The 21,129-nt window shown below is 43.6% G+C and carries 23 protein-coding genes; 12 read left to right on the top strand and 11 right to left on the bottom strand.

The annotated features are described in order from the left end of the window. Positions 1-103: 103 nt before the first annotated feature. The 4 genes from ACFQ21_RS17265 to ACFQ21_RS17250 all read right to left on the bottom strand — a co-directional run bounded on the left by ACFQ21_RS17265 (position 104) and on the right by ACFQ21_RS17250 (position 5,144). Positions 104-754 carry a phosphoribosyltransferase gene (locus ACFQ21_RS17265; protein ID WP_377580530.1) on the bottom strand — a complete coding sequence of 217 codons (651 nt, stop codon included), beginning with the start codon at positions 752-754 and terminating at the stop codon, positions 104-106. Between the two features lie 298 nt (positions 755-1,052). Then, on the bottom strand, positions 1,053-2,810 hold the full coding sequence (locus tag ACFQ21_RS17260; RefSeq protein WP_377580529.1) for a sensor histidine kinase: 1,758 nt from the start codon (positions 2,808-2,810) through the stop codon (positions 1,053-1,055). A gap of 64 nt (positions 2,811-2,874) precedes the next feature. Then, positions 2,875-3,933 (bottom strand): response regulator, encoded by a 1,059-nt coding sequence (locus tag ACFQ21_RS17255; RefSeq protein ID WP_377580528.1) that lies wholly within the window; start codon positions 3,931-3,933, stop codon positions 2,875-2,877. A gap of 380 nt (positions 3,934-4,313) precedes the next feature. Beyond that, positions 4,314-5,144: a universal stress protein gene (locus tag ACFQ21_RS17250; RefSeq protein ID WP_377580527.1), complete on the bottom strand. Its 831-nt coding sequence runs from the start codon at positions 5,142-5,144 to the stop codon at positions 4,314-4,316. 172 nt (positions 5,145-5,316) lie between these two features. Between ACFQ21_RS17250 and ACFQ21_RS17245 the strand changes: the two genes are divergently transcribed. Both ACFQ21_RS17245 and ACFQ21_RS17240 read left to right on the top strand, forming a co-directional pair. After that, a complete protein-coding gene (locus ACFQ21_RS17245; RefSeq protein ID WP_377580526.1) occupies positions 5,317-6,147 on the top strand; it encodes a universal stress protein in 831 nt (276 codons plus the stop codon). Between the two features lie 13 nt (positions 6,148-6,160). Next, a complete protein-coding gene (locus tag ACFQ21_RS17240; protein ID WP_377580525.1) occupies positions 6,161-7,438 on the top strand; it encodes an MgtC/SapB family protein in 1,278 nt (425 codons plus the stop codon). A 50-nt stretch (positions 7,439-7,488) separates the two neighbouring features. Here the strand turns inward: ACFQ21_RS17240 and ACFQ21_RS17235 are convergent, their stop codons facing one another. The 3 genes from ACFQ21_RS17235 to ACFQ21_RS17225 form a co-directional block, all read right to left on the bottom strand. Further along, positions 7,489-8,658, bottom strand: a complete 1,170-nt coding sequence (locus ACFQ21_RS17235; protein WP_377580524.1) for a hypothetical protein — start codon at positions 8,656-8,658, stop codon at positions 7,489-7,491. Positions 8,659-8,776: 118 nt separating this feature from the next. Then, positions 8,777-9,232 carry an Hsp20/alpha crystallin family protein gene (locus ACFQ21_RS17230; RefSeq protein WP_377580523.1) on the bottom strand — a complete coding sequence of 152 codons (456 nt, stop codon included), beginning with the start codon at positions 9,230-9,232 and terminating at the stop codon, positions 8,777-8,779. Between the two features lie 226 nt (positions 9,233-9,458). After that, positions 9,459-9,821 (bottom strand): response regulator transcription factor, encoded by a 363-nt coding sequence (locus ACFQ21_RS17225; protein ID WP_377580522.1) that lies wholly within the window; start codon positions 9,819-9,821, stop codon positions 9,459-9,461. Between the two features lie 300 nt (positions 9,822-10,121). Between ACFQ21_RS17225 and ACFQ21_RS17220 the strand changes: the two genes are divergently transcribed. Then, positions 10,122-10,535 carry a hypothetical protein gene (locus ACFQ21_RS17220; RefSeq protein WP_377580521.1) on the top strand — a complete coding sequence of 138 codons (414 nt, stop codon included), beginning with the start codon at positions 10,122-10,124 and terminating at the stop codon, positions 10,533-10,535. Positions 10,536-10,800: 265 nt separating this feature from the next. On the opposite strand, the gene ACFQ21_RS17215 is transcribed toward ACFQ21_RS17220, so the two are convergent. From ACFQ21_RS17215 to ACFQ21_RS17205, 3 genes are read right to left on the bottom strand one after another with little or no spacing between them, the layout of a single operon-like run. Next, positions 10,801-11,352, bottom strand: a complete 552-nt coding sequence (locus tag ACFQ21_RS17215; RefSeq protein WP_377580520.1) for a flavodoxin family protein — start codon at positions 11,350-11,352, stop codon at positions 10,801-10,803. A gap of 46 nt (positions 11,353-11,398) precedes the next feature. Next, a complete protein-coding gene (locus tag ACFQ21_RS17210) occupies positions 11,399-11,971 on the bottom strand; it encodes a nitroreductase family protein (protein ID WP_377580519.1) in 573 nt (190 codons plus the stop codon). Positions 11,972-11,981: 10 nt separating this feature from the next. Continuing rightward, complete coding sequence (locus ACFQ21_RS17205; RefSeq protein WP_377580518.1) at positions 11,982-12,686, bottom strand: hypothetical protein; 705 nt, start codon at positions 12,684-12,686, stop codon at positions 11,982-11,984. A 175-nt stretch (positions 12,687-12,861) separates the two neighbouring features. On the opposite strand from ACFQ21_RS17205, the gene ACFQ21_RS17200 reads away from it, so the two are divergent. From ACFQ21_RS17200 to ACFQ21_RS17170, 7 genes are all read left to right on the top strand, one after another. Continuing rightward, complete coding sequence (locus ACFQ21_RS17200) at positions 12,862-13,686, top strand: universal stress protein (RefSeq protein ID WP_377580517.1); 825 nt, start codon at positions 12,862-12,864, stop codon at positions 13,684-13,686. Between the two features lie 89 nt (positions 13,687-13,775). Next, on the top strand, positions 13,776-14,543 hold the full coding sequence (locus ACFQ21_RS17195) for an MlaE family ABC transporter permease (protein ID WP_377580516.1): 768 nt from the start codon (positions 13,776-13,778) through the stop codon (positions 14,541-14,543). Between the two features lie 6 nt (positions 14,544-14,549). After that, complete coding sequence (locus ACFQ21_RS17190) at positions 14,550-15,284, top strand: ABC transporter ATP-binding protein (RefSeq protein ID WP_377580515.1); 735 nt, start codon at positions 14,550-14,552, stop codon at positions 15,282-15,284. A 2-nt stretch (positions 15,285-15,286) separates the two neighbouring features. Beyond that, positions 15,287-16,273 (top strand): MlaD family protein, encoded by a 987-nt coding sequence (locus tag ACFQ21_RS17185; RefSeq protein ID WP_377580514.1) that lies wholly within the window; start codon positions 15,287-15,289, stop codon positions 16,271-16,273. 12 nt (positions 16,274-16,285) lie between these two features. Next, positions 16,286-17,104, top strand: a complete 819-nt coding sequence (locus ACFQ21_RS17180) for a universal stress protein (RefSeq protein ID WP_377580513.1) — start codon at positions 16,286-16,288, stop codon at positions 17,102-17,104. A 41-nt stretch (positions 17,105-17,145) separates the two neighbouring features. Then, positions 17,146-18,258, top strand: a complete 1,113-nt coding sequence (locus ACFQ21_RS17175; RefSeq protein WP_377580512.1) for a sensor histidine kinase — start codon at positions 17,146-17,148, stop codon at positions 18,256-18,258. Positions 18,259-18,316: 58 nt separating this feature from the next. Beyond that, positions 18,317-19,378 (top strand): PAS domain-containing protein, encoded by a 1,062-nt coding sequence (locus ACFQ21_RS17170; protein WP_377580511.1) that lies wholly within the window; start codon positions 18,317-18,319, stop codon positions 19,376-19,378. Between the two features lie 16 nt (positions 19,379-19,394). Here the strand turns inward: ACFQ21_RS17170 and ACFQ21_RS17165 are convergent, their stop codons facing one another. Continuing rightward, positions 19,395-19,952 (bottom strand): hypothetical protein, encoded by a 558-nt coding sequence (locus tag ACFQ21_RS17165; protein ID WP_377580510.1) that lies wholly within the window; start codon positions 19,950-19,952, stop codon positions 19,395-19,397. 234 nt (positions 19,953-20,186) lie between these two features. Here ACFQ21_RS17165 and ACFQ21_RS17160 point away from each other — a divergent pair, with 234 nt between their 5' ends. Both ACFQ21_RS17160 and ACFQ21_RS17155 read left to right on the top strand, forming a co-directional pair. Beyond that, on the top strand, positions 20,187-20,501 hold the full coding sequence (locus ACFQ21_RS17160) for an HPF/RaiA family ribosome-associated protein (RefSeq protein ID WP_377580509.1): 315 nt from the start codon (positions 20,187-20,189) through the stop codon (positions 20,499-20,501). Positions 20,502-20,528: 27 nt separating this feature from the next. Next, complete coding sequence (locus tag ACFQ21_RS17155; RefSeq protein ID WP_377580508.1) at positions 20,529-21,020, top strand: hypothetical protein; 492 nt, start codon at positions 20,529-20,531, stop codon at positions 21,018-21,020. Positions 21,021-21,129 lie beyond the last annotated feature (109 nt).

Raw genomic sequence — 21,129 nt, 5'->3', positions numbered from 1 at the left:
AAATAGTATACAATATACAGGTGTCGCATATACGATAATATATACGATCCGGGTGATGGTGCATATAGGCACCACCCGGATGCTTCATGCAATGCGGGTGGCCTTACAGCCTGAGTTTTGAAACCTCCAGCAGTTCCTTTACATCCGCATCGTCAACCCGCGGAAAATTCACAAAGTATGCACCGGGAGATTCCGGAAAAGTCTCCATCTTTAAATAGATCACTTCGTCTGCTTCGGCATCTATAACGATAGCAGCCTCCATGCTTATAACGGCAACAGCAACAATGATCCTCAAAGGATTTTGCTTCCGGATGGAACGAAGACATGTTATCATGGTATCGCTGCAGGTAAGTACATCGTCTACCAGAATAACAGAACGATTCGTTAACGGTGCAGGTTCACCATTACCACGATATTTCCGATTCTCGGCTGCAATGATCCGGCGAAGTTTAGTAATCTGGTGGCAGATATAGTCTTGTGGAATGGTATGTTCACAGTCATGGATATATACTTCATCCTCGCTTACCGATCCTATATTTTTCCGGTTATCGGCCGGATTTAGAATAGTACGGCATGGCATTACCTCCAGTGGTAAATGTAGTTCTTCGGCAATGACCGATGCCACCTCAACACCTCCGCGCGGTATACCCACCACCACGGAGTTACTGCCCTGGTATACATCGAGGCTGCGACTCAGTAAATACCCGGCCTCTCGCCTGTCGTACCATTGTGCGTTTACTGTTTGAACTTGCATAGCCATATTATTTTATCCAAAGATACTATGACCACTCCCCTATACATATGACGGTAATCATACGTTCGTCATAATCGGTTTCCTCCAACCTGATATAAATCATACGCCCGCACAGAAGCGTCATGGACAAAGCCGGAAACGGCCGTACCACCTGACTGTCGACATCACCGGATTTACAAAACACTACCTGTGAAACGTACTGCAGGTATACATGGCTCACCATTCATCTGACAATCATCCTTATTTCCATTGCTATATAAGCGAGGTGACTGTTACAGCGCGTTGTGATACAAACAACTCAATCCATCCGCGTAAGCGCAATTTGTACATGCGTACCCTGGCCTGGTTTACTTTGAAGTATGATAGAGCCGTTCAGCATTTCTACATAGTGTTTCATAATATGTAACCCAAGACCAGTTCCCTGTGCTGTACCTGCGTTGGAAGCGCGATAGAACCGATCGAAAAGATGTTTCTGGTCAGCCTCGGGTATACCTATACCTTTATCCTGAACAGACAGGTGAATCTTGCTGTTCACATCAGACGACACATAGATCGGTGAATTTTCCGGCGAGTATTTAATCGAGTTCGTCACCAGGTTATTAACAATATTGCCCAACAGCGTTGGATCCGTAATCACTACGGTATCACCGGAATGAGTATAATATATAGTCTGGCCCTGCTTCGTAAGCGCCTGAAGGTTGTTACAAAGATCCTCCAGGTACTTTTTAATATTTATAGCCTGGTGATGGGCTCTCACCTGCCCTTCCTCAATCTTCGTTACAGAAAGGAAATCATCTAATATAGCGGTAAGGCTGCCCACGGCAGATTTAATTTTATGAAGGTGTTTCACAGATTTCTCCTGGTTCTCACCAAAGGAATAGTTCTCCAGCAAAAATGCCGATGATAAAATAGTTGTCAACGGTGTTCTGAACTCGTGCGAGGCCAAGGTAACAAAACCCGATTTCAGTTTATTCAGCTCGATCTCCTTTTCAAGCGCGCGCTTTATATCGTCTTCAGCTTGCTTGTGAGTCGACAAATCAATTATGGCACTTAGCAGGCATTTGCGATCGTACAACGGTACTTCATGTGCATGAATGGATATATAGATCGGTTCTTTATCGCGGGGCTTGATATATACTTCGTTCCGTCTTGCCATTCCATTCTTTACGGCTCCTTCCACAATTTGTTTACGCTGCTCACTGTTTTCAAAAATTCGTAATTCAGCCGCAGTCTTTCCGATAACCTCGTTTACATTATAGTTTACCATGGATGCAAATACCTTATTGCAATTCAAAATTTTACCACTGTTATACTCGCTGATGACGATGGCTATCGGACTATCATAGAAAACTTTTTCAAAAAGTACATTGGTTCGCTCCAGTTGATCCTGCACATGCATGCGCTTGTTAAAATTATACCGGGTCGATAAGAATGCAGCCGCCAGTAGAATAACAATTCCGAGGAGCAACAAAGAGAATATATTCTTAAACCGCTCCGTGCTTTCCCGGTGCTCTGCCTCACGCAAGGCAAGTAACTGCTGCTCGGTTTGTTTGATCTGTTCAATCCTGGGCATAATAACATTCGCGAGAACCGTGTAACGCACAAGACCTTTAGCTTTATGAACAGCCGCAGATGAGATTGGTGCGAGGACAAGAGAATCTGTCACCAAGGTGAGCTGTTGTATGAACTGCCCAAGCGAGTCTATCCGTTGTTGCTGCTTCGGGTTATCCTGCACCAGGTATTTCATTTCAGTTAACCGGGCTGTTAAAATCTGCCGGGACGCTGCATATTCCGACCGCGAAGCAGAATCACTTCTAAACAGAAAAGCCAGTGTATAGGTATATATATGATTATAGGCTATTGATATTTCATCGGCTGTATGAATTACAGCATGGGTATGCCTTACCCATGCGGATGACCTGAGGGCATCAGCATTCTTCTTGTAGCACAATACGCCCAGAAACAGCACCGACGTAATCAGCAGTCCAAATAAAAACCCCAGCGTAACTTTAAAGGAGATCATTACTTCACGTATTGCTCCAAGATAACAATGCATTGACGGCACATTCAATGACATTCATCATGATGTCAAACATATTTACAAGTACCTGGCCAGCGAATCAGTGAAGCAACTTCTCGAGCCTGCCGGCATCAACCAGCTTCAATCCTTCACCTGAAATCTCAATGAGACCTTCGTCTTTGAAATCGGCCAGTGTCCTGTTGAGAGACTCCGTTGCTGTCCCCACAATACTGGAAATATCTTTACGGGCTATAGTGATCAGCCCGTCTTTGTTGATACCTGAAAATCGCTGGTTCATCTTTAGCAACGCACTGGCTACACGCTGACGCACGGATTGGTAGGCTATATCAAGTAACCGGTTCTCCATTTCCTCGATGTTGTTCGACAACATTTTTATGAACTTGCGGGCAACATCTTTACTGGAATATATTAACGTGATAAAATCGGCTTTAGGAATAATGGTAATTTTAGAATCTTCCTGCACTTCAGCATTCTCGTTGTAAGCTCTGTCCTCCAATAACGGCACAAATCCCAGGAACTCGCCTTCACGGTGTATACCGGTGATCAGCTCCTTGCCATCGTAGTTAACTTTATACGTTTTTACCTGCCCCTTCTCAATGAAATACAGGTCGCTGGGAGTTTGCCCCTCCATAAAGATCAGATCCTTCTTCTTGAAGCAACGTAGCGGTCTGTTCTCCGCCAGCCTCTGAAAATCCTTCAGCTCGCGCGTCTTGCTAAAAAAGGCGCTTACATCCTGCGCGCTGTTTCCGAAGGCTGTCTTCATAAACTCGTGTTTCTTCAGGCGCATTTCAATTACCTTCAATAAGTCGACACCATCAAAAGGCTTGGTGATATAGTCATCTGCACCGAGATTCATTCCGGTTCGAAAATCTGTTTTGTCAGCCTTCGCAGTGAGGAAGATGAAAGGTATATTGGCCGTGTCGGCATCTTTATTCAGAATATGAAGTACTCCGTAGCCGTCCAGTTCCGGCATCATAATATCGCACAATATCAGGTCCGGGGGGTTCCGCTGCGCCATGTCAACACCAATCTTTCCGTTCGGTGCATGTGTAACATTGTATTTAGCAAGCTCGAGTATACTGGCGATGTTCTCCGCCATCTCAATATTGTCTTCAATCAGCAGGATATTATAGGTCATATATAGGTTTGGGGTTAAAGACTATATAAAGATCAATACGTTAAACGCAAACCGGCTGCCCTGAAAATGAAATTTTCAAGATCAAATCATTTTCAACTAAACAATGTTGCTTTATTAACAAATGCTAAACTAAGTGCAGAAGCGGCAGCATAGGAATGAGTCCTATCATTCAAAAAAATGATTTACGTCAACATTTTTTTTGCCTATAAATTTGTTACAACGGGCAATATGCACAAAACTGTATATGTTTCTCTTGAAGGCTTTTGCGTATTCGTCATCGTGTAATCCTCATAGCTGCTCCCTTCTCAATTTCCTGTATCCGACCGATAGTTGGTCTCAGAGGTACGCAGTTGCTTCCTATATATAGTCACAAGGTAGGATTACTTCTTGATGGTATAGGTCCAGATGGGTAACTTGGAGTGATTAACCAGGTCTTCGGCTATGCTTCCGCTTAACAAGTGAGCAAGACCTTTTCGTCCGTGTGTACCAACCGCAATCATATCGGCATCAATCATCCTGGCAAAATTAATGACACCCCTCTCCTCTTCTAAATCATTAAATATATGGGTAGTAAAATCACGAAGCATATATCGTTTAGAAAAATTAGCAAGGCGCTCGCGTGTAACGGTATCCTCTTTAAAGTTTAGAGGTGTATTTATATATACCACGTGTAAATTGGCATGAAGGCTGTGTTGCAATTCTTTTACTTTCATCAGTAAATCTTCATGCGCATCCGAATCCATTGTATTCGGGAACACTATATTTTTAATCTGTCGCGGTTTTATGTCGTCTTTCACAGCAATGACAGGCACCCCGGATGCCCTGACAATTTTCTCGGTATTGGAACCAATAAATATATCACGCATGCCTGTTGCACCCTTAGTGCCCATGATCACCAGGGTAATGGAATTGTTGGTGATATACTCCAGTATCTTCTGCGAGGGCGATCCCAATTGCACCTGCGTTCTGACACGCGCTTCCACGCGCCCGGCTATGTTATCCAGTTTCCGTTGAGCACTATTCTGGAGGTCCCGGAGTTTTTCTTCTTCGAACGACAGTGCCGGCATCAGCACGGTATCATATAAAAATGGAAGATCAACAATATGCAGCAGGTGTATTTCCGAATGAGAAGCAGCCTGCAACTGCGCAGCAAACTTCAAAGCATGAACAGATTGCTCTGAAAAATCGCATGGAACCAGTATATGTTTCATGTTACTTTTTAATCGCAATGTATACCGGCTACACAAAAATTATCATGACGCTTATCACATACCGATGATGATTTTCGGTAAGTATCCGCATGACGTAAATCATTCTCCGGTAAAACCGATGTCATTCTTTTACCTGTTGTGAGTCACTATTTTTCCTTGAAAATTTTCAGCTATGAAAAAGATACTGGTACCCGTAGACTTATCGAACCAATCGAATGAAGCATATAACGTTGCGCTTGAATGGGCGCAAATGTCTCAAGGAGAAATAGTTCTTGTTCATGTGCTCGCCCCTCCCAGTGCATATACAGGTTTGGCCGGAGAGACCATTGCCTATGATATGAACTTCTTTACCCAGATGGAAGCCGACATACAGAAGGGACTGCAAAAAATGAAAGAGCAGGCAGGTGCTGTGCCGGTAATGACAGAAGTTATTTACGGTGACCTGGTGTCGGGTATAGCTAATATCATCGAAAAAAAGAAAATTGATTTCATTATAATGGGCACGGCTGGCGCTACGGGACTCACCGAAATTTTTATCGGCTCCAATACCGAGAAAGTAGTACGGTTCGCATCGGTGCCGGTGTTGGCAGTGCGCAAATCGATCGCTATAAAATCAATAAAAAATATACTGCTGCCCTCAACCCTGGAGCTCAACCAGCATGACTTCATTCAAAAGTTAAGTGCGTTGCAAGGTTTTCTGCATGCCACATTGCATATACTGCTGATCAATACACCAATACATTTCAGACGCGATGCCGAAGCAAACGAAGCACTTCAGGAATTTATCAAACACTATAAACTCTCCAACTACAAACTGCATTTCAGAAACTATATCCGTGAAGAAGAGGGCATCATGGATTTTGCTTATACAGAAAAAATGGATCTTATCGCCATGGCAACACATGCGCGTAAAGGTCTGGCACATTTATTCAATGGTAGTATTACAGAAAATGTTGTCAATCATATTGAAGCTCCTATTTGGACGTATTGCCTAAAACGCTAAGTCATCCATACGCATGCCTCCCTATATAGCGGCTATACTTTCACCGTACCTGCTATCGGTGGTCGTATCTACCGGTATCGGTCTTATCATTGGTCTTGAACGCGAATTCCGAAAGGTAAGCGATAAAGATCACTTTGCCGGTATAAGAACTTTTCCGCTGGTGTGTCTGCTCGGTTGCATTGTTGCCTATATAGGCCGGGAACTTTCCGTCTGGATTGTTATCTCGGCTGTTGTCGCATTTATAATTTTTATAGCCGTTACGTATTACATTCGGTCAGCAAAGGGACATCCGGGTATAACCACTGAAATCTCGTTGATCATTACGTTTATATTGGGGATAATGACTTCCCACCAGCTCATCAAAGAATCGCTGGCCGCCACCGTTATAACGACAACATTGCTTACTTTAAAAGGACAATTCCATTCATTTGTTTTAAGAATAACGGAAGATGAGTTGTTCGCTTTTGTAAAGTTTATCATTCTTTGCCTGCTTCTTTTTCCGTTTCTGCCAGACCATAATTATGGTGTGAATGGAATACTTAATCCGCAGGAGATCGGGCTTATCGTAGTAGTGGTCTCATCCATCAGCTTCCTGGGCTACCTCCTGATAAAATATACCGGAACGAACAAAGGTATATTGCTCACGGCATTGTTTGGAGGGCTGGTGTCAAGCACAGCGGTTGCCTGGACATTTACTTCGCGAAGTAAAAAATCCGATCCTTCACAATCAAACCTCTACGCCGCCGGTATAACACTTGCCTCATCGATCATGTACCTCAGGGTAGTAGCAGTAGCAATGATCTTTAACTGGTCTTTCGCTACTTTACTGATGATACCTTGCATACTGATGTTTACCGTGGGGCTGATCTTTGCACTGGTATACATCCGCAAGGTACACCCCTCTGCACCTGCGGCAGCCACCATTCAACTGGGAAACCCGGTTAACATTTTGAATGCCTTTGGATTTGGTATACTCTATATGGCGATAGCGTACCTGGTATATTATGGTGAAAAATTTTTCGGCAACAACGGCCTCATCGTTTCCGGTTTCATCTCCGGCTTCGCGGATGTAGACGCGATTACGATAAACATAGCGAAACTCTCACGAGCGCATCTAACCATGCATCACCCGGCAACAGTAGTCTTGCTGGCAACCTTTAGCAATACTCTGGTAAAAATTCTCATAGCGGTGTTCAACGGTACTGCCGAACTAAAAAAGAAAGTAGTGCTTGCTATGGGATCCGTTATGGCAGTTGCGGTAATTTGCATTGTTATTTTCGGCATCAGGTGAACCGTGCCATCGGTATATATACCCTGAAATATATACTATGATGCTATCGCCTACACCGATGTTTGAACATAGGCTGCAGCACCTTCTTCCTTTTCGAGATCATGCATCCATACATCCAGGTATTGCATAATGCCTGACAGATCAGAGCTGACACCATTTTCGATATAGGAACCTGACGCTGCCATGCCCATCAACAGGCACTGAGGAAGTGACAAACCAGACAGTAAGCCAAAGCAGTACCCTGCATTCAGATTATCGCCTCCACCCGTCAACACTTTCGGGTTTGTTACCAGTCGTCCTGACAACTCAATTGTCTCATATTGATGATAGAGTATACAACGGTCAATAGGATGCACGAGCAAAGCATCAATGTCCATGGATTTAAAGAGTGCATCGCCCGCTTGCCTGATGGGAGGCATATTGCTGCTGCCCAAATCTATACCTCTCAATGCAGTATATATTTTGAGCGTTTCATTTTCGTTCAGGCCTAACGTTACTTTTCCATAGCACGAAAACTCACTTATCAGGTCAAGAACTTCATCAATCTGTCCGGTAGTCTTTTTCGAAGGATCGCACAGGTCGAAGAAAAAAAGGAAATCATTTCGCTTCAATGGTTTAATAATGTCTTTAAGAATACCTTCCCAAATGTTACTGGCGTGCGGCAGGTTTGCCCAGTCGACAAAGGCAAGCAATGTACTTTGCGAGACAGCTTTTGAAATCGTTTCGGTCCCGGCAGCTTTTACGATATAGTCCCAGGTATACTGATCAAAAACTTCGAGTTCTGAAAATATAAGCTTGCCATCACCAAATTCGATCGCATCGCTAAGCCCGGGATTCAATACACTGATCGTTTCACTCAAGGGATTCATACTTGAAAATATAGCATGCTTCTGCGGGTATCCCATGCTTCCCAGGCAATACGTTTGTATACCAAGCCTGCCTAGTGTGTTGGACAATATCGGTGCGTTGCCTCCAAACTTAACGCGTTGTATATCCATTTGAATCTGGCCACTCTTCCCGCAGGCCAATAAGATTCTATCGGCAAAATCCCGAATGGTCTCAAAATATAGTGTTCGCGTGTTCTGCTTTTCTTTTACTGCGCGCTTTATCTTATCCACAAAACCATCAAACCCGACAAACACCTTGCTTTCCAAGGCATGCTGCTGCGAAGACTTCAGCAGGTGTTGCAATTCCATCAAGGCGCAAACCGTAGTATCCATAATTATTCTGTAGTTATTGTATTCGATCTGGTATACCGATATGCATTTATGTGTCACCAGAAAACAAAGGGCAGTATATACCACCCTTTGCTACTCCACTGACCTGCATCTAAATAAATCAGGACACCGATACTTTTTGCACCAGTTTCACAGGCGTTTCTTTCTCCTTCGGAATGGATACCTTCAGAACACCATTCTCATACTTGGCGTCAATGTTTCCTTCCTTTACATTCTCCGGTAAACTGAACGACCGGGTAAAGGAATTAAATGAGTATTCCCGCCTGGAGTATCCTCCGTCCTTTTCGTTCTTTTCTTCTTCTTTCTCTGCGCTGATTCTGAGAATATGATTCTCTACCTCAACGTTGAAATCCTTTCGTTCCAATCCCGGAGCAGCGAGTTCAAGCTTAAACTCCTTTGGTGTTTCCGAAACGTTTGCTGTCGGTATATTTATACCCAAACGTGAGGGGAATAAATCGCTTTCCGAACCGAAGATATCCCGGTCAAATAAAGATGCACCAAAGAAATCGGACATCAGTGAGGGAAGCCCTCCATTTTTTTTTGTTGTTAAGTTCATATTTACCTCCTTGTTTTTATTCTAAAAGTATACTTACCGGCACCGTTTTGCCGATGACGGCCATCAGCATCATAAAAGATTTTTATCGTCTGTTGTCCCAAGACGGACCGGAGGATTTGCAGGCACAGATCAAAAGACCGAGTAGTATATATCGCTGGAACAGCTACATACCAGAGAATTATAAAATGACATGGCAGCTATCGTGCCAACAAGCAGATATATTCGGCTAGGGTGTATAAGTATGGATCAGATTCACCAGTTCATCCACATCAAACGGTTTGCGTATATACCCGCAGGCTCCCATATCCATGGCCAATTTTACTTCGCTCTTTTCACCGCTTGCCGTGAGATATATAAAGGGTATAGATGCTGTTATCGGGTTTGATTTTAACTGCCTGATAACTTCGTAACCATCTATACCAGGCATCATAATATCGCAGAGTATAACATCGGGTATAACATCCATCGCCAGGTCAATTCCATAGCGTCCGTTGTCGGCACTCAAAACGTTGAACCCTGTGAGCTCAAGTATCTCCCCGGTGTTCTCGCGTATCTCCAGGTTATCTTCAATGATTAATACTGTTTTCATGGGGGTGGATTACGTTGCGTATTCTGATATTAAAGTGCTTTTTCTTCCCGGCTTAGCTTGCGCAAGACACAGCTCACCTTCCCATGGTAGATACCTAAACGAAACCCCGCTCCCGGCAGGGATATGGATTGCTGTTCAGCACTGTCAGATTTTTGTTAAACGAATATACGCAAAAACTAGCTAAGAAGCATCCTGTAAACGCCAATTCACTGATTTAAATCCTGTTGAAAAAAGATTATTATCATCGGGCAAACCAAATGCCGATAGTAGCTTGGTTTTAGAAAACTAAACACCAGCTATATGATATCGCCAACAGCCGTAACAAAAAAATATATACTTCAGCCGTCCCTGCTTACCAAGCATATGAAAACACTGGAATGGTTGTCAGCAACAGTTCTCTGGAAGAAAGAGCTCATATTCTTTCAAAAGCTGCTCGATCAGTACGCAAGCCAGTTCAAGACTGATGATGAAAAAAAGCAAATGCATCATCTGCAAAATATTATCATCTACTATAAGGATGAACTGGTTGATACACTTGCGTCAAAGCTAAGGCACCACGAAAAGAAACTGGCCGATATGCTGGAGACCAGAGACGAACTGAAAACGGAATACATCAAAGAGCATACAGCCATTATGAACGACCTGCAAGCTGCCAACGATCAGTTCAGAAACTATAAGGAGGAGTTATTCGCATTAATCGAAAAAGTGCTATAAACAATATGACAACGGTCGGGAAACGGAGCCGGGCGACTGGCATCATCAGAAAAAAAGTCAGAAATACGAACTGGACTATTAGCGTAAAACAAAACCATTCGGATGGAGCAATCGGGCCGTAAAATAAAACGCAGGGCTAACTATTTCCACTACGTTACGGTTGTAATCAAGGCATCCAAGAATGCTTCACCGCATATATATATAACGGCTATTTTTTACTATATAGATACTGTAAGAATATATACGAAATTGGAGGATTCAATTTTTACAATGTCATTCGTTTTAGTTCATACAGAGCCTCTACACTATTCAAAAAATCGTCAATAGCTGGATTAAACTTTTGCATATCGCCCGGCTGAACACGGTAGCCCGAAGTATATTTAACCGTATTGCGTTTATCCTCCGGAAGAAGATCATTTATTTGCAGTTCCTGTACAATACCCGGCTCATGTCCCAAAAGTCTTGTTAAACTGGTTACCAGCTTCTCCTTCTGTCCCGGCTGTCCGCCACAAAGCGTAATAAAGGAGTAATTACTTATGTAAAACCGATCTCGTATAAAAAAGCTTCTCATAGGTGATGCAATTTTACCGGCCCATATAGGAGCAATAAAAACATACTGGTTGTACAAGGCTACATCCGATGAAGAGGCCTTGATCTTAGGTGTTCTGTTAAACAGCAGATCCAGAGCAATCGTAAAACCATTTCGCTTCTTTACTTCTTCGATTTTGAGAATGTCACATTTAAGCTTCTCCCGAATTACATTGGCAAGAGCTTCGTTGTTATTGGTATACGAGTAGTAAACAATTAACGTTTTCATACAGAGTTTTTTAGATTAGTAGTCCGGCGGATATATATACGTTATGTTATGACATATACTTTAACGGCAAGCCGGAACGGATATAGTATATAGCATTCTTTTTTGATTTCTGTTCCACAGGAACCTCGTCAGCAACACCTACGATCACGGATAATACGACATGGTCTGCCGGTAAAATATTTAATTGCGAATACAGGCTCGTGCGTTCGATATACTTTCCCCAGGCAACAGGACAAGATCCTACGCCTGCAGCCTGTGCGGAGAGCACTATATTTTCGGCACACATCCCGACTTCAAGTGCTGCCCATTCGCTTTCCCGTGCAGCTGTGATAAAAATTACTACGGGAGCTCCGTGAAAAATCGGATTTTTATTCTTCAACGACTCTGCTACAGCGGTTGTATTATAAATATCCGCGACTACAATACATATCTGTTCATCCATAGCGTTGATCAATCCCTGATCGGTTACAACATAAAACTTCCAGGGTTGCATATTCATTCCTGACGGGGCCATACACCCGGCTTCAATAAATTGATCAATAACAGATTTATCAATACCGGTATCTTTATACTTGCGTATAGGCTGGTAGCTATAGATCACTGTCCGCAAATCGTTCATAAGTGCAGCATTATTGGTCAGAGGCCACTTCATTTTTACGCAATACAGTTTGATTTTTCTCCACCGTCTTTTTCAATGTAACCAGCATCTTTCTTTCCATAATAAAATGCGGCACCTCGTAGAAAAAATACCGAAGAAGGCGGTTGGCCACATGTGTGCTCCCCTGGGTAGATCTCACGATAAGCCAGGTATTGTTCGCATCTTCCGGGTATACATAAAATGCCCATGAACCCCACGCCTTATCGCCATTTTGTATACGTCTGTAGTCATCGCCACCAACCATTACAAAAGATTTAAAAGCTGTTACCGCTGCAAGTACCTGGTAGCCCCTGCCGCTATACTTGTTTTTGTTTGCAAGCCATACAGTATCTCCGGCTTGCCTTGGAAATTGATATTCAGATTTTATGACGTAAACATTTCGCATATCACTGCGAAAAACATTTTCAAGCCATTGATAACTATAGAAGCCACCACGGTCCTGTCCTAATTGCGTGATCCAGGGCCATATCTCTTCGGGTGTTGCGTGAATCAGAACAGCCCGTGTATGGCCGCTCCCATTGGTAAGTGTATCGCCCGGAAATCTCATCGACTGCAATGCTGGCGGTGCTCCCCAGTCCAGAAATATAGGGCGGAAAACGAAGTGATGAATAAACAACAGGAACACGACCACCCCGGTACATATCAACAATTTGTGTGAAGGCTTCAGTTTTTTCATGGCAATTCGAAATTCACAGGTAAGGTAATCGCATCCCGCAGCCGGTTGCCGTGATGAAAATCACCACAGAGGGAGAATGTTATCATGATGACCAAAATCTTGTCAATCCGCGATTACCATCATAAGTATTGCCGGACGGCATATATAGTTTGTAAAAAAAATTAACACCAGCGGAATGAAAAATATACTCGTACCATGCGATTTCTCAGCACCCGCCCAGGAGGCTTACAAATTTGCGGTCAGTATGGCCCGAAAAAGTAAAGGGCAGATACATGTGCTATATATACTTGACATAATCTTCCTGCATGGAAACCCAACGCTGGATCACAGCTATGCATTTAACATTAACTTTTTGAAGGAGATGGAAGAGGATGCCCGGAAAAAATTTCAAGCCATGTGGGAAAAGTATACACCGCTTGAGTTGCCTGTCAAATATACCCACACCACGGGTTCACTACAGCAAGATGTGCTGCAGTATATAAATAAAAACAGTATTGACCTGGTTGTAATGGGCACGCATGGCACCAACGGCAACACCTGGGGTTCCAACACCCAGCGAATTGTACGGCATGCACAGATACCGGTGTGGGCCATTCGCAAAAATCCGGCAGGTGCCATCAACAATATTGTTGTTCCGCTGATACCCGACCGGACTGATAAACACTTTTGCGATGAGTTGAAAAAACTACAGGCATTCTTTAACGCGACCCTGATCTTTTTATGGGTCAATACACCCCGCATGTTCAAAGGCGATACAGACTCCTTCCGGGAACTTCAGGAATTTGCAACAACCAATCAATTTACCAATTACACCTTGCACGTACGATCAGACTATAATGCCGAAGATGGTATATATCGGTTTGCAAGGGATATGGATGCCGATATGCTCGCTATAGGGACACAAGGCTGGAAGGGCTTTATGCACTTCTTTAACGGAAGCGTTGCCGAAGATATAGTAAATCATATAGACCTGCCGGTATGGACGTGTGTACTTCCTTAACGGGTACATGACAATTATCATGAGCCGTGCTTGACAAGCGTCACCTGTTTCTAACTGTGCACGAGGCATATTTGACTATAATTAATATCGTGGTATCACCCTTGAACACCAAATTCTTCAGCGAAACCGGCAACATCGTAAAATTTGTAGCGCGGTTTTTCCGGGAGCTCTTCAGGCAACACCAGGAAGTTGACGAGTTTCTGAGACAATGCTATTGGGTTGGCTATAAATCGTTACCCCTCGTGGGCACCACGGCCTTTATCATGGGCCTGGTGCTTACGATTCAATCCAGGCCAACACTCGTTGAATTCGGAGCAGAGTCTCTGTTACCGGCAATGGTTTCCGTATCGCTGATACGCGAAATCTCTCCGGTTATCACTGCGCTCATCTGCGCAGGCAAGGTAGGCTCCGGTATGGGAGCCGAATTAGGATCTATGCGCGTAACGGAACAGATCGATGCAATGGATGTGTCCGGTACAAATCCATTTCGATATCTCATCGTTACACGCGTGCTTGCAACAACGCTCACCCTTCCTATACTCTCAAGCTTTTCCAACGCCATATCACTCTATGGCGGCTATCTGGGAGTAAACATTCGCGGTGAAGTGAGCTGGCATTTATACTGGACACAAGTTTTCAATGCGGTGAGCTTTGGCGATGTACTGCCATCCCTGATCAAAACCTTTTTCTTCGGATTTGCTATAGGAGTTATCGGATGCTATAAAGGGTATAATTCAAAAAAAGGAACCGAAGGTGTAGGCAGGTCTGCCAACTCGGCTGTTGTAGTGTCTTCCTTGCTGGTCTTCATTATCGACCTGGTTGCTGTGCAGATCACAGATCTTCTTGGCTTAACCTGAACCATTATGACCAACGCTGTTATCCGTGTAGATAAACTGAATAAGTCTTTTGGAGACAATCATGTACTCCGCGATTTATCCTTGACTTTATCAACCGGTGAGACATTGGCGGTGCTCGGAAAATCCGGATCGGGTAAATCGGTTTTGATCAAATGTATCATTAGTCTTATCGAGCCTGATGACGGAAAAGTAATTGTGCTTGGTAATGATGTTAATGAAATTAACCAGGATGAATTGGACACCCTGCGGGCACGCGTAGGTTTTCTTTTTCAGAGCAACGCGCTATATGATTCCATGACGGTTAGAGAAAATCTTGAATTTCCGTTACGAAGACACTGGGAAAAAGAAATGCGTGAAGCAAAAGCCGAAGCCGCTGTAATGGAAGTACTTCAGGATGTAGGCCTGGAACATACTATTGATATGATGCCCGAAGAACTCTCCGGTGGTATGCGTAAACGAATTGCACTGGCGCGAACCTTAATACTACGGCCATCAATCATTTTATATGATGAACCCACTACCGGTCTTGATCCGGTCACCGCGCGCGAAATCAGTCAACTCGTTGTTGAGGTGCAGAAAAAGTATAACACCTCATCCATCGTCATATCACACGACATGCATTGTATCGATATAACAGCAAACCGGGTGGTGATGTTGATTGACGGCAAGTGTTACGCAAATGATACCTATAAAAATCTTCAGCATTCGAACGATCCGAAAATCAGAGAATTCTTTGACTAGCCATGAAAAACAAAACTGTCGATAATGCAAAAGTAGGACTCTTTGTAGTTATCGGAATTCTATTTCTGGTATTTACACTCTATATGATCGGCAAAAACCGAAATCTGCTGGGCACTACATTTACGATAAAGGCCATTGTGAGTAACGTTAACGGACTTGTGCCGGGTAACAACGTACGCTTCAAAGGTATAGATGTAGGTACGGTAAAATCGGTTAGCGTTGAAAATGATACCGCCATTGTCGTTACTATGCTTATCGATGAAAAAATGAAATCATACATCCGGAAAAATGCTATCGCCTCGATTGGTACGGATGGACTGATGGGCAACAAACTCATTAACATCAATTCACAGCCGGGGTATGCAGAACCGGTACGCGAAGGTGACGTGATCTTTTCAAGAAAACCGGTAGAGACAGATGAAATGTTAAGAACACTCAACACTACCAACGACAACATCGCCAGGATCTCTACCAACCTGTATGAGATCACAGAGAAATTAAACCGCAGTGAAAGCCTGTGGACATTACTGTCGGATACAATTATTACACAAGATCTCCGGGCTGCTGTACACGACTTCAGAACGGCCGGCAAAAGCACTGCCGCCTTTACCCAAAATGCCAACGGTATTGTACAGAGATTTCAAAGCGGTGATGGTCTCATCAACCGACTTTTCATGGACACCACACTGGCAAATCAGTTGAATACTTCACTACAACAAATTCAAGACGCCAGTGTTAAGACTTCAGAAATGATGAAGGACTTGCGAAATGTAGTGGACGATGTGAAGGAAGGCGAAGGTACTGCAGGGCTGATTCTCTCCGATACACTTTTGCGTGAGAAACTTTTCAAGAGCGCGTCCAACATTGAACAAGGTACACAACGATTTAATGAGAACATGGAAGCACTCAAGCACAATTTTCTGTTTCGCCCTTACTTTAAGAAAAAGGAAAAGCAACAACGAAACAGTGCGAGGGCCAATAAAGACTAAACCGGAACAATCATGAAAGATATACTCTGCCCTACAGACTTTTCTCCGGCTGCACAAAATGCCATTGCCTATGCGGCTAAACTGGCACAGGCTGTGGAAGGTAACCTAACGTTATTTCATGTTCAGTCTATATTTGACGTTACGCCTGCTTCTGTACTAACCGGGAAAAAAGTAATACTTGCCAATGCTGCCGAACAATTGGAACAAGAGTGTCGCGAAGTAACCCGCACGTTCAAGGTGTCGTGCTATGCAGAAGTTGAATCGGCCTCCAACAGGCTAAGCACTGTCATTCACGACAAGGCAAAAAATTATGACCTTATTGTTATGGGGTCTGATGGAGCTGACGACTGGTATCAATTATTCAGCGGAAGCAATACCTATAACGCCATTGTTCGAAGCGAAACGCCCCTACTGCTGGTACCGTCAGGCTATATATATAGCGAGATCAACACCATGATCTATGCATTCGACTATCTGAAGGAAAGGAGCTTGCCGCTAACGCACCTGATTCCAATCGTCAGAGCGCTACGATGCGAACTAACGGTGTTGCAGGTAATCGAAGAGGCGTATAGCCAGGACGTTGAAGACGATCTGAAGGAACTTCAATTCATCATCAGCAACTTTTACGGTGATGATATAAAATTCAGTTATGAAACGGTCCGATCTGACGATACCGTGCAGGGAATAAACAGCTATGTATTGCGAAACAAACCAGACGCACTGGCCTTGTGTTCGGTACACCGGAACTTCATACAGCGCATATTCCACAAAAGTATTATCAGAAACATTACGGCATTTTGCAATTACCCTGTGTTTGTATTCCACGCGTGACGAATAGGAAGAACTCATTCCATAAACCTGTCCTAATGAATATGACTAAACCACTCAACGGCCTGAAGCTTGACAAGATTAACCTGGAAAAAGTCTTCAACTTCCTTCCCTATCCCCTGCTCGTGTCCGAGATAGTGGATGGTGTACGCAAGAATATATTTGTAAACAAAGCCTTTGAAGAAGAGATTGGCTTTTCGCTCAGCGACATCCCCACCATTGAACAATGGTTCGAAACCGCCTATACAGAAATAACATACCGCACCCGGATCACGTCTGAGTGGCTGCAAAAAGAAAGATACGCCAAGCAGATGGGAGCCGATGCGATTGTGATGCAAGCGAAGATCAATACAAAATATTTCGGGGAGCAATGGTATGAAGTAAAAGCATCCGTTCATGGCGAAATACAGTTTGTGGCTTTCGTGAATATTGACCAGGAGATTCGCAAGGAAGAAGAAATGCTCAAGCTGATTGAAAATAAAGATCGTATACTATCCATTTTAAGCCACGATCTTCGTTCACCGATCGGTAACCTGTCCAATGTAATTCAGCTCACGCTGGATGGAAACTTAACCAATGAAGAACAAAACGCTTTACTTGGAAAACTGAATGAACAGATTTTTCAAATGCAGGACTTCCTGGATACTATTCTGCGTTGGAGCAGATCCTCGTTTGAAGAAACAAAGGTTACCTGTAAGCAAACAGACATCACGCCCATCATCAATAGCGTGTTAACACTCTACCACGACACAGTCGTGAACAAGCAAATCAGGGTAAATATTCAACTCTATAATCAGAGTATAGTAACCGATGAAGGTATATTTACCATCATCGTTCGCAACCTTATCTCGAACGCAATCAAGTTTACACCGTTCGCAGGTGAGATCATTATACGCGACCACCCAACAAATGATTACTTCATTCTCGAAATTCAAAATTCAGGAACAGGCATTACCCGCCAAAAAATTGATGCCATTATGGCGGGCAACTATAGTTCCGAAAAAGGAACACAAGGAGAGAATGGTCTAGGACTGGGATTGAAATTATGTATCCAGCTTCTTGCAAGGCTGAAAGGCAAGTTAAGCATTGAAGGCGCAGCAGCATATTCAACTTTTCGCATAGTTATACCGGTAAACAACCACAAAACAATTACATAACTATATATCGGGGCTATGCACTTTATAAATATATACAAGTATATATCATGATGTGGCTATGAACGATCAGTCTCTGCAGAAGATTTCAGTTCCATTGGTAAACCTGGCAGATGCGTTGCCAGGAGTAACATACCGCATCAGTCTGCTGCCAGCAGTAACGGTCAGCTATGTAAGTAAAGCAGTCGCTAACCTCCTGGGCGTGCCTCCGGAAGAACTGTTGTTCAAGCCCCCGATTTATTACCAGCAGTTTCTGGCACCGGCAGACAAACTCATAATCGACCATAAAATTGAAATTGCGCGACACGCCGGTGGACTTGAAAAACTTCAGATAGAGGTAATCGATGTATTCGGAAAGCCACGCATCGTTGACGACTGGTTTGTTGGTGTATTTAATAACAATAACGAACTGACTGCGATAGAAGGATATATTATAGAAAACAAACGAACGGCAACCGAGTGGAGTTTACTGAACCAGTTAAAGGCATATCGGAATGCCATTGATGTCAACATCATCTCTTCTATAACCGATACCCGTGGCATTATTACGTACGCGAATGAAAATTTTCAGCGTGTTTCAAAATATAGCGAAGAAGAACTTATCGGCCAGAATCACCGCATCGTAAAATCGGGTTATCATACCCGGGATTTTTTTATCAATCTCTGGCAAACTATATCTTCGGGCAGACGCTGGAACGGAGAAATATTAAACCGCGCAAAAGACGGAACACTCTATTGGGTTGATACCGTCATCATCCCCATTTTTAATGAAGCACGTACTATTACCAGCTACCTTTCGCTGCGTACCCTGATCACCGATCGGAAAAATTCCGAGTTACAAAAGGATGGATATATACGTGTACTGGAAGAAATCGCACACATTGTTGCGCATGATGTTCGCGGACCGGTATGCAGTATCATGGGACTAACCAACCTGATTCAGACCTATACCAATGTACCCGATACTCTACGCAAACCACTCGATTACCTGCGAGTGGCAACAGACCGCCTCGATAACCTTACGCATAAACTATCAGATAAAATATACTCGAGCGAAATGGATCTTCGCATGGCAAAAGACAAGCTGGCGCGTTATGATGCGAGCCAACCGGAAAATCAGTGATCGGCCAGTCATATTCCTAAAAATAAAACCGGAAGCCGTTACAGAAAATAAATCCGTTGCTATAGCGCGGATCGCTATCGAGTCTGTCAGCGTATGCATTGGCATAGTTAAGCCCTATATTAAAGTGATAGCCAACACCCCTATTGGGGGTTCGCAATATAAATACTTCTATACCGGCCAGTGCACTTATACCGCTTACCAGCTTCTTGTCGGATACCTTGTTCTGAGGAATAATGAACAAAGGTCCCAAATCAATATACCAGCGGCTTCGGTCCATAACGCGGGTATATATAACCACGGCAGGATTTAGTATTGAAAATGTACCCCAGCGATCGCGCTGTGTCTTATAGGCTTCGAGCCAATGCACACTGCCTGTCAGTCGCAGGCTGAAATGACGATGCCTAACCGGGCTACTCACTTCCAGCCCAAGCCACGAATTATCAGTCAACTGTCCGGCAGAAATTCCTAACGAAAACCGGGTACGCTGCCACGTATATATATCGTTCTGGGCAACCACTTCGCTTACTGCCATCACGCTGACCAGCCAAAAACAGAAAAATGTTGTAAGGCGCATATAACCTCTAGTCTTTATTCCTGCCGAAAGTATATAGCTATGTGCCTCCGCGTTATGATGCCGGTCATCAGGTATATGGATTATCATCATCGTTCGTACGCCTCGTAAACCAGACCAAAATCACCCGCTATACTGATATTGGTCATTCCGCAGCAAATACTGAAAATATAGATTTGATGTGATAACGATTCATTCCTGTTTACATCGCAGTATACTTTTAAATAACCAATTTCTATGAAGCTAATCATTCAGACTCCACATTTCGATGCACAACAAAAACTCCTGGCATTTGCAGAAGACCACGTTCGGAAACTCCAGCTTATAAATGAACGCATTGTGGAAGCGCATATATGCCTGAAGCTTGACAAGTCTGACAAAAGAGAGAACAAGATCTGTGAAATAAAACTGGTTGTTCCAGGTAATGATCTCTTTGCGTCCAAGCAGAGTAATTCTTTTGAAGACGCCATCCAACAATCTGTGTCCGCTCTCAAACGCCAGCTTGAACACTGGAAGACCAATCACGAACAACGTGCCGAAAAAACGCAATAGCATTCTTACTCACAAACAAATTGACTTATGGAAACTGACTATACTGTCGCCTACATTATTACTAATGTAATTGCAATTCTCACAGCCGTTATAGCCATGCTGTGGCCCAATGTGGGGCGTGTTTTCCTGAGTGGTATATTTATAGGCGCAGCGGCCTTCAATGCATTTACGGCATCGGGAAATCCCGGGCTGTATTTACAGTTTGGTGAATTAACAACCAGTGGTTTTTACCGAGGCATTATTCTGGGGCCGTTCAGTGAGCATATACAAGCCTATATATTTATAATTGCGGGCTGTCAGGTACTCATCGGGGCATTTCTCCTGTATAAAGGTAAGCTCCTGAAAACGGCCATGGTGGGAGCTATTATTTTTCTGCTGGCTATTGCTCCATTAGGTATAGGTTCAGCCTTTCCTTCTTCTCTTATTCTGGCCACTGCGCTGGTTATTCTGCTACGCAAAAAAATTGAATATAGTATCTATGAAGGATTGGGAAGAAAAATAAAATACTCTTCACACTAGGCAGCTGGTTCCTGTAGTGCCTCCTGAATAAACCCAGGCACGCAACGTAAAAACACACCGTTGTTTCCTGCCCGAAACGAAAAATTGCCGTGCACCAGTATGGCAGCTT

This window comes from Ohtaekwangia kribbensis, from assembly GCF_042676245.1.
Lineage (GTDB): Bacteria > Bacteroidota > Bacteroidia > Cytophagales > Cyclobacteriaceae > Ohtaekwangia > Ohtaekwangia kribbensis.
The sequence above is the reverse complement of the archived record's forward strand: the minus strand, read 5'-3'. Positions and strand labels throughout refer to the sequence as shown.